The sequence below is a fragment of the Nonomuraea sp. B12E4 genome, from assembly GCF_039871825.1.
In the GTDB taxonomy this organism is placed as follows: domain Bacteria; phylum Actinomycetota; class Actinomycetes; order Streptosporangiales; family Streptosporangiaceae; genus Nonomuraea.
The window spans coordinates 267825-280661 of record NZ_JBDPME010000006.1 but is presented as its reverse complement, the minus strand read 5'-3'; the positions used below and the strand labels follow the sequence as shown (position 1 = coordinate 280661).

Sequence of the window (12837 nt, the reverse complement as noted above, 5' to 3'; positions counted from 1 at the left end):
ACGTCTCACGCCACCAGAGCCGGGAGACCGGCCGCGTGCCGGACGGCCGAGTCGTTGAACGCCCGGATCGCCGCCGTCTCCGCCGCCCTGACCCACGCCAGCCCGAGAATCGACGGCGGCAGGCCCTTGACCGGTACGAACGCGACGTCCGGGCGCCCGTGCTGAACCGCCGTGGGGGTGCAGAACAGCATGCCGCCCCGATTGAGCGCCACCTGGGTCAGGCCCTCCTGACTGGTGGCCACGGCACCGGCCTTGGATATCGGTTGTCCGGAAGGGGTTACGGACGGTGCCACCCGCTCCCGCCAGGCGCGCGGAGCGGGGCCGTCCAGACCGATCAGGCCTACAGAGGCGAGCTCCTCGGCGCCGATGCTCTCCCGCCGCGCCAGCGGATGCCGCGTGGACACCCCCAGCCGGTACGAGACCCTGTTCAGACCCTCACCCGTCACCAGGTCCGGTTCGTCCAGCGGCAGCAGCGAAAAGGCGATGTCCACCTGACCGGCCCGCAGCTTGCCGAAGGGGTCGGACAGCGGGATCTCCACCAGTTCCACCTCGCACCCCGGGTGGACGTCCTCGAAGGCCCGCACGGCGCCGGTGACGACATCCGTGGGCGTGGCCAGGAAGCCGACCCTGATCATGCCCGTCACCTCGCGGGCGGCCGCCCTGGCCCGGCCCACCGCCGCCGCGAGACCGTCGTAGGAGGGGCGCAGGTCGGCAAGGAAACGCTCGCCCAGCGGGGTGAGGCGCACGTGCCTGCTGGTGCGCTCGAAGAGCCGGCCGCCGATTCTGGTCTCCAGCGAGCGCATGAGCTGGCTCACCCGGCCGGGCGACAGGTAGAGGCGCTCGGCCGTACGGGCGAAGTGCAGCTCCTCGCTGAGCACGACGAAGCACTCCAGCTCCCTGAACTCCATCTGACGGCCTCCCGATCATTTAACCTGCCTAAATCAAGCCTTCGAGCTTCGCCATTGTTCCCGCAGGTGGCCGTGCACAGGCTTACTGCCATGACTTTGACCGACATTTCCCCCACTACGCGGGCGCGCTGGCTCGCCGTGTTCTCCGTCGCCGTGGGCACCTTCACCATCGTGACCAGCGAGATGCTGCCCGTCGGACTGCTCACCTCGATCGCCGCAGACCTCGGCATCTCCGACGGCACCGCCGGGCTGATGATGACGATGCCCGGCCCGGTCGCCGCCGTCGCGGCACCCGTACTGGCGGTCACCACCAGGCGGCTGGACCGGCGGATCACCCTGCTGGGGCTGATGGCGCTGCTGGCGGTGGCCAACCTGGCCGGCGCGCTCGCGCCCGGCTATCCGGTCATGCTGGCCGCGCGCGTGCTGACCGGGGTGAGCATCGGCGGGTTCTGGGCCTTCGCCGCCGGTCTCGGCGCACGGCTGGTGCCGCAGGCCTCCGTCGGACGCGCCACGTCGATCATCTTGTCCGGGGTGTCGGTGGCGACCGTGCTGGGGGTGCCCGCCTCGACGGTCGTCTCCTCGTTCGCGGGATGGCGGACCGCGTTCGTCGCCGTGGGGGTGCTGGCCGTGGCCCTGCTCGCGGTGCTGGCCGCGACGCTGCCGCCCCTGCCGGGCGAGGAGGCTCCCGCCCGTCACCCGGGCTCGGGCGAGCGGCGTACGTGGCTCTCCGGGCCACTCAAGCTCGTCCTGGTGCTGACCGTCCTCACCATTTCCGGGCATTTCGCCGCCTACACCTACGTCCAGCCGTTCCTGGAGCAGGCCTCGCACGCCGGTCCCGCCCTGATCAGCACCACACTCCTCCTGTACGGCGCCGCGGGCGTCGTGAGCAACTTCACCGCGGGCTCGAGGGCGGCGCGCAACCCCAAGAGGGTCCTGATCACGCGGACCGTGCTCATGACCATGGCCATGGCGGCGCTGCCGTTGCTGACCGGGCTGCCCCTGCCCCTGCTCATCGTGTGGGGCCTCGGCTACGGCGGCGTGGGCGTGGCCCTACAGCTCTGGATCATGCGGGAGGGCGGCGGCGAGATGGGCACGGCGCTGTTCGTCAGCGCGTTCAACCTCTCCGTGGCGTTCGGCGCGTTCGCCGGGGGCCGGATCGTGGACGGGGTGTCGATCTCCGCTGTGATGCCGGCCGGGGCGGCGCTCACGCTGGTCAGCGCGGTCGCCGCTGGCATTTGGGGCAGGAGTAGGAGGACCGGTTCATGAACTCCTCGCGCCTGATCGGGGTGCCGCAGCGGGAGCACGGCAGGTCGCGCCGCCCGTAGGCCTCCAGCGAGCGTTCGAAGTAGCCGCTCTCACCGTTGACGTTCACGTACAGGCTGTCGAACGACGTGCCGCCCTGCTGGAGCGCGGCGGTCATGACGGTGCGCACGGCGGCCAGCAGCTCGGCGATCTTCGGGCGGGTGAGCGTCGCCGTGGGGCGGGCCCAGTGCAGCTTCGCGATCCACAGCGCCTCGTCGGCGTAGATGTTGCCGACACCGCTGATCAGCGACTGGTCGAGCAGCGCCCGCTTGATCTCGGTGCGTTTGGCCCTCAGCCTGCGGGCGAACTCGGCGTCGTCGAACGCCTCCTCGAACGGGTCGGGCGCGATGTGCGAGATCGGCGCCGGGACCCCGCCCACCAGCGGGGTGAGCATGACGTGCCCGAACGTACGCTGGTCGACGAAGCGCAGGTCGTGGCCGCCGTCCCCGAACCGCATGCGGACTCGCAGGTGCTTCTCCAGCGGCGAGTCCGGCTGGACGATCAGCAACTGGCCGCTCATCCCGAGATGAGCCATGAGCGCCTCGTCGCCGCCCGACAGGGGCAGCCACAGGTATTTGCCGCGGCGCTCGGCGGACAGCAGCGTGCGGTCCTTCAGCCCCGCGGCGAACTCGTCGGCCCCGGGGATGTGCCGCCTGACGGCGCGGGGATGCAGCACGTCGGCCGCGGCGATCTCGCGGCCGACGACCCACTGCGCGAGGCCCCTTCTGACGACCTCGACCTCTGGCAGCTCAGGCAACCCAACCTCGCCCTCGATGTCCGGCCCGGCACCCCTGATGATGCCGCCCGCGGACCGGCCCTCGCACGGCGGTCCGGCCCTTTGATGTCACCCGCCGGAGGCGTTCAGCCCGCGGGCTGGCTCTCGCGCTGCTCCCTGCGGGCCCTGATGCGGGTCCAGGCGGCCTCGGCCGCCTGCTGCTCGGCCTCCTTCTTGCTGCGCCCGGTGCCCGAACCGTAGGACTCGCCGCCGACCCGCACCATCGCCGTGAACGACTTGGCGTGATCGGGACCGCTCTCCTCGACGTGGTATTCCGGCACGCCGAGCGCCTCGGACGCGGTGAGCTCCTGCAGGGAGGTCTTCCAGTCGAGCCCGGCGCCGAGCGAGGCCGAGCGCACGATCAGCGGGTCGAACAGCAGGTGCACGACCCGGAACGCCTCGTCCAGCCCCTTGTCGACGTAGATCGCGCCGATCAGCGCCTCCAGCGTGTCGGCCAGGATGGAGGACTTGTCGCGCCCGCCGGTGCCCTCCTCGCCCCTGCCCAGCCGCAGGAACCGGCCCAGGCCCAGGTTGCGGGCCACGTCGGCCAGCGCGCGCATGTTGACCACCGCGGCGCGCAGCTTGGCGAGCTGCCCCTCGGGCAGGTCGGGGTGGTTGCGGTAGAGGGTGTCGGTGACCACCAGGCCCAGCACCGAGTCGCCCAGGAACTCCAGGCGCTCGTTGGTGGGCAGGCCGCCGTTCTCGTACGCGTAGGAGCGGTGCGTCAGCGCCCGCTCGAGAATGTCGGGGTCGAGGCCGACCGCCAGGACCCGCTCCAGCTCGTCTCTGGCGACCTCCACGGCCACCGGCTTTGGACCTGCGCCCACGTGCTTCCTCCTCGGACATCTTCACATAGCGCGCCGGCCGCGAATGATGCCCGAAAACGTGGTGGGCGTCGGGGTGCCGCATAAAGCCCCGGCGTCCACCACGGCCGCGGGCGAACCGCCGCCGCACGCACCTGAGACGGTAACGCCGACCGAGGCACAATGGCACCCGGTCGGCATCACGTCAACTACTGACGGGAAACCTGCGCCACCTTCTCAACCAAGCACAAGAGTGGTGCGGCAGTCCACCGCGCAGGTCTCCGTCAGCGGATCAGGCAGACGGCTCGATGACCTGACGACGGTTGTAGGTGCCACACGTGGGGCACGCGATGTGCGGCTGCTTGGGCGAACGGCACTGCGGGCAGCTCACCAGGGCGACAGCAGTCGTCTTCCACTGGGAGCGACGGGCGCGGGTGTTGCTCCGCGACATCTTTCGCTTCGGGACGGCCACGTCACTTCTCCTGATCGTTATCTTTGTCGGTAATCAGACCTTGCAACGACGCCCAGCGGGCATCGATCTTCTCGTGCCGGTGATCGTCGCCGGCCACGGCCAGCTTGATCCCGCACTCCGTGCAGAGCCCCTCGCAGTCCTCGCGGCACACGGGGCTCAACGGCAGTGCGAGCACCACCGCGTCGCGGAACGTCGGCTCGAGGTCGAGCAGCTCACCGTCGAGCAGCGAATCCTCGTCGGAGGCGTCCTCGTCGGAGTAGAAGAACAGCTCCTGCAGGTCCACCTCGATGTCCGAGGTGACCGGGTCGAGGCACCGCGCGCACTCCCCGGCCAGCGGGGCCTGCGCCGTGCCCGAGACGAGCACGCCTTCCATCACTGCTTCGAGCCTGAGATCCAGCTCGACTTCGGCATCCTTGGGGACACCGACCATGTCGACGCCGAGGTCCGCCGGTGCCGGGAGAGAAAGAGTCGTCTGGCGCATCGTGCCCGGCCGCTTTCCCAGATCATGAGTGGATATCACCCAAGGGGAGCGGGGGTCGAGGTGCTGAGTCATCCTGCTCTCGCTAGGCATGGCGAAAAAGATCGCCGTCGTACAAGGCCGAAATGAAAGGATAGCAGGTCGTGCTCGGCCGCTGAGCCGCTCGATCAGCCCCTCAGCCGCTCGATCAGCCCCTCAGCCGCTCGATCAGCAGCGTGTGCACCAGATCCGGCACGAGCCCCGACACGTCACCACCGTACCTGGCGATCTCCTTCACCCGGCTGGAGGAGAGGAAGGAGTATTCCGGGTTCGTCGGCATGAACAGCGTCTCGACTCCCGACAGGCGGTAGTTGAGCTGCGCCATCTGCAGTTCGTAGTCGAAGTCGCTGACGACCCGGATGCCCTTGACGATGGCGGGGATGTCGTTCTGCCGGCAGAAGTCGACCAGCAGGCCGTGGAACTTCCGCACCTTGACGTTGGAGAACTCCTTGGTCACGGTCTGCAGGATCTCGATCCGTTCGTCCACCGTGAACAGGCTGCTTTTTTCGACGTTGATGAGGACGGCCACGACCACCTCGTCATACAGCCGGGCGGACCGCCCGATGATGTCGAGATGGCCGTTGGTGATGGGGTCGAATGACCCCGGGCAGACTACGCGGCGCAAGTCGCCTCCCAGGTCTACGGGTTCCCGGCGGCGCGACCGTACCAAACGGACGCTTCGCCATAACGACGGACCCTCTCCTCAACGTACCCTTCTGGCCACATCAGGGCTTTTCCCCTGCTTTCCCTCTCGAATGCCACCAACGCCTCATCAACCAGCCAGCCGTTGTCGCGCAGCAACTCCAGGACGCGCTCGACCTCGCCGTCGGGGACGGCGTAGGGGGGATCGGCGAAGACGATGTCGTACGGCTCGTCGGGCGTCTTGCCGAGCACCCGCTCCACCTTGTCGGCGATCACCTGGGCGCCGTCGAGGGCCAGCGAGCGCACGTTGTCCTTGATCGTGCGAACGGCCCTGGGATCGGACTCGACCAGCAGGGCCGCCTCGGCGCCCCTGGACAACGCCTCCAGCCCGATCGCGCCCGATCCGGCGTACAGGTCCAGCAGGCGGGCGCCGCGCAGGCCATAGAGGGAGTCGAGCGTCAAGAAGATCCCTTCCCTGGCCCTGTCGCTGGTGGGCCGCGTCCCCCGCCCCGGCGGCACCGCCAACCGCCTGCCACCTGCTGTGCCTGCGATGATCCGCGTCATGTGACCCATTGTTCCGCATGTTCGCGCAGGTCAAGAGTGGACAAGTGTCTGCCTTGAGAACGCAAGGGTGATTCACATCGAGGCCGACGACCCGCATGATGAGTTCTGCGGCCTTCGAGGTGACCCACATGAAGGCCGACCGGCGTGATCGTGAGCCCTTCCGCACGCCGGTTCCCTCGGCACCTGACCCGAGGGTGGGCCCAGCCGGGGACGGCATTCGGGGGGAGGCCGTCCCCGCGGCTGGGTCTTTTATCCCCTTTACGACAATCCCTTTCATCTGTTACGGCGGAGCCAAGCCGGCCGCCACCCGCCGCACGTGGTCGATCGCCTCCAGGAAGACGCTCGCTGACCGCCACGTGGCCGGCCGCCGTTACGGCGCTTCGTTGACCGACCTCCGTGGCTCCCCGCCCGCCGGAGCGTCCTTTGCGCCGAACACCCCCGCACTCCCTCCCCGGCCGTCCCGGCGCCTCCCAAACCCGTGCCATGCCGCCGCCTGCCGCACCCTGAGGGCCGATCGGCCCGCCCCCGACACCTCAAACCACCACAGGCCGCACAGCCCCCCTTCCGCGACCTGGGGACCGCGCGGCACGCCACCGCAGCTCCTCTGTGGAGGAGCTGCCCGCCTACCGCCAACCCCTGCCGCAACCCTCGCCACGCAGGACCGAACGCCCTCGCCCGCGGCCGCGCAGCCCCCCCTCCAAGCACCGCGACCACCCCCACGAGGACCAAAAAGCCCCCGGGTCAGGTCTTCTCCAGGTATTCCGCTCGTTCGTCGGCCAGGAGGCGGTCTATCTCGGCGCGCAACCCCGGGTGCGAGGTCAGGTCCGGGTCCGCGGCGAGGAGGGCTGCGGCCTCGTCGCGGGCCGTGGCGATGACGTCCTCGTCGCGGAGCAACTGGAGCAGTTTCAGGGACGAGCGCTTGCCCGACTGGGCCGCGCCCAGGACGTCGCCCTCCCGGCGTTGCTCCAGGTCCACCCTGGACAGCTTGAAGCCGTCCAAGGTCGCCGCCACCGCGTCCAGACGGGCCCGCGCCGGGGTGCCCTCGGGGAAGTCCGAGACCAGCAGGCACAGGCCGGGCAGGCCGCCACGGCCGACGCGGCCGCGGAGCTGGTGGAGCTGGGAGACACCGAAGCGGTCGGCGTCCATGATGATCATGACGGAGGAGTTGGGGACGTCGACGCCCACCTCGATGACCGTGGTGGCCACCAGGACGTCCAGCTCGCCCCGGCTGAACGAGCGCATGACGGCGTCCTTCTCCTCCGGGGGAAGCTTGCCGTGCAGGATCCCGAGGCGCAGGTCGTGGAAGGGACCCTCGGTCAGGAGCTCGGCCACGTCCAGGACGGCGAGCGGGGGACGGCGCTCGTCGTCCGGCGAGGCCGCCACCACCGCCAGGTCCCCCTCGTCGCCCTCCAGGTCGCCGATGCGGGGGCAGACGATGTAAGCCTGCCGGCCGAGGGCCACCTCCTCCCGCACCCGCTGCCAGGTGCGCTCCAGGTAGTGGGGTTTCTCGGCGGCCGGGACGACGTGGGTGGTGATGGGGGCACGACCCGAGGGGAGCTGGGACAGTGTCGAGACCTCCAGGTCACCGAAGACCGTCATGGCGACCGTGCGCGGGATCGGGGTGGCGGTCATGACCAGGACGTGCGGCCGCCGCCCGCCCGCCTTCTCGCGCAGCGCGTCACGCTGCTCCACCCCGAAGCGGTGCTGCTCGTCCACCACGACCAGCCCCAGGTCGGCGAACTGCACGTGCTCCTGCAGCAGCGCGTGCGTGCCGACGACGATCCCGGCCGTGCCGGAGGCGGCGTCGAGCAGGGCCGAGCGGCGGGCGGCGGCGCCCATCGAGCCGGTCAGCAGCGTGACCGCCGTGCCCCCGAACATCCCGCCCTGCGCCAGGTCGCCCAGCATGCCGGTGATCGAGCGGTGGTGCTGCTGGGCGAGCACCTCCGTGGGCGCCAGCAGCACCGCCTGCCCGCCCGCGTCCACCACCTGGAGCATCGCCCGCAGCGCCACCACCGTCTTGCCCGCGCCGACCTCGCCCTGCAGCAGCCGGTGCATCGGGTGCTCCCGCGCCAGGTCGTCGGCGATCTCCTCGCCGACCTGCGCCTGCCCCTCCGTCAGGGAGAAGGGCAGCCGCGTGTCGAAGTCGGCCAGCATCCCGTCGCCACGCCGGGGCCGGGGCAAGGCGGGCCAGGCGGTGGCGGCCTGGCGGCGCTGCAGCAGCACGGCCTGCAGCACGAACGCCTCGTCGAACTTCAGCCGCTTGCGCGCCCGCCCCATCTCGGCGAAGTCCTTCGGCCGGTGGATGGCCTCCAGGGCGTCACCCAGGTCCTGCAGGCCGTGGCGGGCCCGCAGGGCGGCGGGGAGCGGATCGTCCAGCGGCCCCAGCGTGTCGAGCACGACGCCGATCGCGCGCCTGATCGCCCACGGCGTGACGTCCTTACCCGCCGGATAGATCGGCACCGGCGCGGAAGCGAACTCCTCCGCGCTCGCCTCGTTCTCCTCGAACAACTCGAACTCCGGATGCGCGAGCTGCCAGCGCGGACGGCCGCGCGCGCCGAACATCCCCACCTTCCCGGCGAACATCCCGCGCCGCCCCGGCTTGAGCCGCGACTCGGCCACGTGGGACCCCTTGCCGAAGAACGACAGGTAGAGCTTGTTGCCGTTGCCGTCGACGATCTCGACCTCCAGCCAGGTGCCGCCGCGGTTGCGCATGGGTTTGCGCATGAGCCTGGTCACCTCGCCGACCACGGTGACGTGCTCGTCGGCCTCAAGCGCGTCGAGCGTGGTCAGCTCGCCGCGCTCGGCGTAGCGGCGCGGATAGTGACGCAGCAGGTCACCGACCGTCTCCAGGTCGAGCACGCCGTGCAGCAGCTTCGCGGTCTTGGGGTCGAGCGCCTTCGTCAGAGGCTCGTCGAAACGGCTCACGGGATTAAGTTCTACCGCCTGAGGGCGACAAGAATCCCGTTCCGGCCCGTCACTCCACACCGATCAGCAGCGGGTAGCCGCCCTGCTCGCCGTGGGCAGGACCGCGACCTCGCCGCCCGCCTGCCTGATCGCGGCCAGCTCGGCGCCACCCGCGCGGTCGGCGCGGGCACCTCGTAACGGTCGGTGTAGGAGCCGGTGATCACGGCGGCCAGCGTCTCCAGCACGATCGCCGCGCCGGCGCCACCCGCGTCCACGACCCCGCTGCGGGCCAGCACCTCCAGTTGGTCAGGGGTACGCCGCAACGCGGCCCGCGCCTCCCCGGCCGCCTGCCGGGCCACCTCGGACAGGTCTCCGTCCACGTCCTGTACGGCCCGCGCCGCCGACTCAAGGACGCTGAGCACCGTACCCTCGACCGGCCTGGCCACCGCCTCCCTGGCCGGCGCGGCGGCCCGCAGCAGCCCGGCCCGCAGGTCCTGGCCCTCTTTCAGCACCTCCGCGAGCCCGCGTAACGCCTGGCTGACGATCACCCCGGAGTTGCCGCGGGCCCCGACCAGGGCCCCGTAGGAGAGGGTCTGCCAGACCACGGCCGCGTCCGCGTCGTCGGGCAGCGACTCGACGGCCTCGGCCGCGGCCAGCATGGTCAGATGCAGGTTGGTGCCGGTGTCACCGTCGGCCACCGGGAACACGTTGAGCGCGTCGATCTCCGACCTGGCCCGGCCGAGCGCGTCGGCCGCCAGGCGGGCCCGGCGGCGCACCGAGGGCGGGTCGAGGATCTTCATCTGCGCGCTCCGACCTCTCCGCATGCGCTACGGTTGTCGCAGGAGAATATCCCGCGCGGGGCTCACGTCCAGCGCTCTGGTTCGCACCCATCGGGTGGATCGGATATTCTCGACTGGCTGGCCGGTTGTCCCGGCATGCCCTCCGCCCGGAAAGCATCAGCGGACAGGGCTACATCGACTGTTATAAGGAGCGATACCGTGGCTTCCGTCTGCGATGTCTGCCGCAAGGGGCCGACCTTCGGCAACAACGTGTCCCACTCTCACCGCCGCACCCGCCGTCGTTGGAACCCCAACATCCAGACGGTCCGCGCGGTCATCGGCGGCACGCCGAAGAAGCTTAACGTGTGCACGTCGTGCATCAAGGCGGGCAAGGTCACCCGCTAGTCCTCGCTTCCGCGAAAGCCCGCCGCTCCCTCCCGAGTGGCGGGCTTTCGCCGTGCTCAAGGGGCGGGCGCCCGGTCCCGGGCGCCCGCCGAAATCCGGGCCCGGCGCGGCAGCCTCCCGTCGTGGGGATGTGCCCGGCGGCGGATGATCGCCGGGCACGCGGGCTCAGCGCCAGCGCCAGGCATGGTCCACCGGGCCGATGCCGGCGCCCAGGGGGAAGCCGTGGGCGATGGCGCCCGTCACGTACTCCTTGGCCGCTCCCACCGCCGTCGGCACGTCGTCGCCCTGCGCGAGGCGGGAGGCGATGGCCGAGGCCAGCGTGCAGCCGGTGCCGTGGGTGTGGCGGTTGTCGAGGCGTTCGGCGGCGAAGCGGTATTCGCTCGTGCCGTCCGTGAGCAGGTCCACCGGCGCGCCGGGCAGGTGGCCGCCCTTGATGAGCGCCCAGGTGGGCCCCAGCGCGAGGACGGCGTCCGCCGCCGCGCGCAGCCCGCTCTCGTCCTCGACCTTGACCGAGGTGAGCTGCTCCACCTCCCACAGGTTCGGCGTCACCACAGTGGCCACCGGCAGCAGCCGGCGCCGTACGGTCTCCACGGCCTCGGCCGCGAGCAGCGAGTCGCCGTGCTTGGACACCCCCACGGGATCCACGACCACGGGAGCGGCGTACGAACCGAGCACCTCCGCCACGATCTCGACGAGCACCGGCGAGGCCAGCATGCCGGTCTTCACGGCCTGCGCGCCGATGTCGCCGAGCACCGAGTCGAGCTGCGCCCGCACGGCCTCGGGCGGCAGCTCCCAGTAGCCCTGGACACCCAGCGAGTTCTGTGCCGTCACCGCGGCGATCACGCTCATGCCGTGCACGCCCATGGCCAGCATGGTCTTCAGGTCAGCCTGGATGCCCGCACCGCCGCCGGAGTCGGATCCGGCGACGGTCAGCACACGTGCGGGGGTGCGTTGAGGGGTCGAAACCGTCATAAGCAATCAGCTTATGACGCACTCCCCGGTGACGAGCCCGCAGTTCTCAGCCGGCTGGCCTGTGCCCGTGGCGGTGAACGTCACGTTGATCGAGGCTCCGCCCGCCAGCGACTTCGGCACGTCCAGGATCAGCAGGTCGCCGTCCTGTGTCCACTGCGCGCCCTGCACGTCCATGACCCTGCCCGTGACGGGCAGGGAGATCGTGGGGTTCAGCAGCGTTCCCAGGGTGGCGTTCGAGACCTGCAGGGTCGCCGAGTACGTGGCCGTCCGCTGGTTGATGTTCTGCTTGATCTCGAGCCCGGTGCCGCCATTGCCACCGCCGCGGCCGCCATTGCCACCGCCGCCACGGTCGGGCTCGAAGCCGCCGCCGTTCTGTGGCAGGTCGACGGTGCCGCCGGTGTTGCCGGCGCTGGTGTCGTCCAGCCTCGAAGGCGTGTCGGTCGGGGTCTCCTCCGGCGAGCTCTCCTCGACGGGCACGTCGAACGGATCCTCGGTCGGCTCCGCCGGTGCCTTGACCCTGGCCTTGGTGGGCGTGGGGGTCGGAGTCGGGCGCGGCCGGGCATAGGTGGCCGCGGGGGTCGGCCGATTCTCGGCGGACGCGCTCTCCTCGGGAGTCCCCTCCTCCGACGGCGGCGGCTCTTCCGTGGGCTCGGTCTCCTCCTCAGTGGGTTCGGAGACCTGGGGGGCCGGCTGGTTGCTGGTGGCGTGTACGGCGGCGCACTTGGTGTCCACACAGTCGCCGGGGCCGCCCGAGCTGCTCATGTACTTGACGCCCGCCACGGTGCCGCCCAGCACGAGGGCCACGGCGGCCACCGACAGCAGGGCCACCTTGCCCTTGCCACCCGACGGGGCGGCGAGCACCTCGTCGGAACGCCCGCCCTTGCGCCGGCCGCGGCGGCCCCTGGGCTCGTCCTGGTCGGGGGGAACGTCGTCGCCCGACCAACCGGAGCCGAGGAAGCCGGTCTCGGCGCTCGCCCAGGCCGGGGTCTGGACCTGGGTCGGCTCGCCGGCCACCTTGACGTCACCCGGCTCGGGCGGACCGTACAGGGGGTTGGGGCCGGAGGAGGCGCCGAACCCGCCCTTCTGGTCGGCGGCCCGATTGTCGAAGAACGCCGTCCGCTCGGCGGCCGGATTGTCGAAGAACGCCGTCTGATCGGCGGGTCCCGTGCCGCCGGCGGCCGGGCCACCCAGGAAGGCGGTCTGGTCGGCGGCCGGGTCGCCCAGGAACGCGGTCTGGTCCGGGGACGGAGCACCCGGGAAAAAAGTCTGGTCGGCGGCCGGTCCGCGGAAGAACGGCGGCTGGTCGGCTGGCTCAAGGGCGTCGCCGCCCGGGCCACCGAAGAACGACGACCTGTCGGGATCCCTGAAGGACCCCTGCCTGTCCGCGGGCCCGGCGTGGGGCTGGTCCCACTCGGGCGGACGGGCGAAGGCGCCCGTCGTCTCGAACGGACCCGCCTCGTCCGCCGGTGGCGGGGACGCCTGCCGCGCGGAGGCGTTGAAGGCGCCCGCGGGGTCGTTGGCCGGGGGGAAGCCACCGGCGGGGTTGGTGGGCAGCGCGAAGGCCCCGGTGACCTCGAACGGCTCGGACTGCGGCAGGCGGGCCGGCGGGCCGTCCTGCCGCTGCGGCATCGGAGCCCACGATCCCGTCACCTCGGACTCGTCCGGCAACGAAGGCCAGCCGGGCTGCCCGGTCTTCTCCTCAGGACCCCAGAAAGCGCTGTGGTTCCCCCGTTCATCCCCGTCGTCGGATCCACCTGTGCCGTGGCGGCCCATGGCTGCCCTTTCTCCCGGTTA

Annotated in this window: 13 protein-coding genes; 2 read left to right on the top strand and 11 right to left on the bottom strand. The window is 71.0% G+C overall.

Going from position 1 to position 12837, the window contains the following annotated elements:
* Positions 1-5: 5 nt before the first annotated feature.
* The gene (locus tag ABGB18_RS17195; RefSeq protein WP_347696500.1) at positions 6-908 is read right to left on the bottom strand and encodes a LysR family transcriptional regulator; all 903 of its coding nucleotides are present in this window, start codon (positions 906-908) and stop codon (positions 6-8) included.
* Positions 909-998: 90 nt separating this feature from the next.
* Between ABGB18_RS17195 and ABGB18_RS17190 the strand changes: the two genes are divergently transcribed.
* Positions 999-2174, top strand: a complete 1176-nt coding sequence (locus ABGB18_RS17190; RefSeq protein ID WP_347696499.1) for an MFS transporter — start codon at positions 999-1001, stop codon at positions 2172-2174.
* Here the strand turns inward: ABGB18_RS17190 and mutM are convergent.
* From mutM to ABGB18_RS17150, 8 genes are all read right to left on the bottom strand, one after another.
* Positions 2122-2967 (bottom strand): bifunctional DNA-formamidopyrimidine glycosylase/DNA-(apurinic or apyrimidinic site) lyase, encoded by an 846-nt coding sequence (gene mutM / locus ABGB18_RS17185; RefSeq protein WP_347696498.1) that lies wholly within the window; start codon positions 2965-2967, stop codon positions 2122-2124. The two genes, ABGB18_RS17190 and mutM, sit on opposite strands and share 53 nt — an antisense overlap.
* A gap of 104 nt (positions 2968-3071) precedes the next feature.
* Positions 3072-3791 (bottom strand): ribonuclease III, encoded by a 720-nt coding sequence (gene rnc, locus ABGB18_RS17180; RefSeq protein WP_347696609.1) that lies wholly within the window; start codon positions 3789-3791, stop codon positions 3072-3074.
* A gap of 289 nt (positions 3792-4080) precedes the next feature.
* On the bottom strand, positions 4081-4260 hold the full coding sequence (gene rpmF / locus ABGB18_RS17175) for a 50S ribosomal protein L32 (protein ID WP_033409409.1): 180 nt from the start codon (positions 4258-4260) through the stop codon (positions 4081-4083).
* A gap of 1 nt (position 4261) precedes the next feature.
* On the bottom strand, positions 4262-4813 hold the full coding sequence (locus tag ABGB18_RS17170; RefSeq protein WP_347696497.1) for a YceD family protein: 552 nt from the start codon (positions 4811-4813) through the stop codon (positions 4262-4264).
* A gap of 112 nt (positions 4814-4925) precedes the next feature.
* The gene (gene coaD, locus ABGB18_RS17165; RefSeq protein ID WP_347696496.1) at positions 4926-5402 is read right to left on the bottom strand and encodes a pantetheine-phosphate adenylyltransferase; all 477 of its coding nucleotides are present in this window, start codon (positions 5400-5402) and stop codon (positions 4926-4928) included.
* A gap of 14 nt (positions 5403-5416) precedes the next feature.
* Entirely contained in the window at positions 5417-5983 is a 567-nt protein-coding gene (rsmD, locus tag ABGB18_RS17160) for a 16S rRNA (guanine(966)-N(2))-methyltransferase RsmD (protein WP_347696495.1), read from the bottom strand.
* Between the two features lie 741 nt (positions 5984-6724).
* Positions 6725-8908, bottom strand: coding sequence for an ATP-dependent DNA helicase RecG (recG, locus tag ABGB18_RS17155; RefSeq protein ID WP_347696494.1), 2184 nt, complete (start codon positions 8906-8908; stop codon positions 6725-6727).
* An 11-nt stretch (positions 8909-8919) separates the two neighbouring features.
* On the bottom strand, positions 8920-9687 hold the full coding sequence (locus tag ABGB18_RS17150) for a DAK2 domain-containing protein (protein ID WP_347696493.1): 768 nt from the start codon (positions 9685-9687) through the stop codon (positions 8920-8922).
* A 198-nt stretch (positions 9688-9885) separates the two neighbouring features.
* Here ABGB18_RS17150 and rpmB point away from each other — a divergent pair, with 198 nt between their 5' ends.
* Complete coding sequence (gene rpmB / locus ABGB18_RS17145; protein WP_049556934.1) at positions 9886-10071, top strand: 50S ribosomal protein L28; 186 nt, start codon at positions 9886-9888, stop codon at positions 10069-10071.
* 165 nt (positions 10072-10236) lie between these two features.
* Here the strand turns inward: rpmB and thiD are convergent, their stop codons facing one another.
* Positions 10237-11043, bottom strand: a complete 807-nt coding sequence (gene thiD / locus ABGB18_RS17140; RefSeq protein ID WP_347696492.1) for a bifunctional hydroxymethylpyrimidine kinase/phosphomethylpyrimidine kinase — start codon at positions 11041-11043, stop codon at positions 10237-10239.
* A 6-nt stretch (positions 11044-11049) separates the two neighbouring features.
* The gene (locus tag ABGB18_RS17135; protein WP_347696491.1) at positions 11050-12672 is read right to left on the bottom strand and encodes a hypothetical protein; all 1623 of its coding nucleotides are present in this window, start codon (positions 12670-12672) and stop codon (positions 11050-11052) included.
* Between the last annotated feature and the right edge of the window lie 165 nt (positions 12673-12837).

Excerpts from the sequence above, each read along its gene's own strand:
- ABGB18_RS17135 (WP_347696491.1), bottom strand. The coding sequence starts at position 12,672 with ATGCCGCAGCGGCAGGACGGCCCGCCGGCCCGCCTGCCGCAGTCCGAG.
- rsmD (WP_347696495.1), bottom strand. The coding sequence starts at position 5,983 with ATGACGCGGATCATCGCAGGCACAGCAGGTGGCAGGCGGTTGGCGGTG.
- ABGB18_RS17170 (WP_347696497.1), bottom strand. The coding sequence starts at position 4,813 with ATGACTCAGCACCTCGACCCCCGCTCCCCTTGGGTGATATCCACTCAT.
- ABGB18_RS17195 (WP_347696500.1), bottom strand. The coding sequence starts at position 908 with ATGGAGTTCAGGGAGCTGGAGTGCTTCGTCGTGCTCAGCGAGGAGCTG.
- thiD (WP_347696492.1), bottom strand. The coding sequence starts at position 11,043 with ATGACGGTTTCGACCCCTCAACGCACCCCCGCACGTGTGCTGACCGTC.
- ABGB18_RS17190 (WP_347696499.1), top strand. The coding sequence starts at position 999 with ATGACTTTGACCGACATTTCCCCCACTACGCGGGCGCGCTGGCTCGCC.
- ABGB18_RS17150 (WP_347696493.1), bottom strand. The coding sequence starts at position 9,687 with ATGAAGATCCTCGACCCGCCCTCGGTGCGCCGCCGGGCCCGCCTGGCG.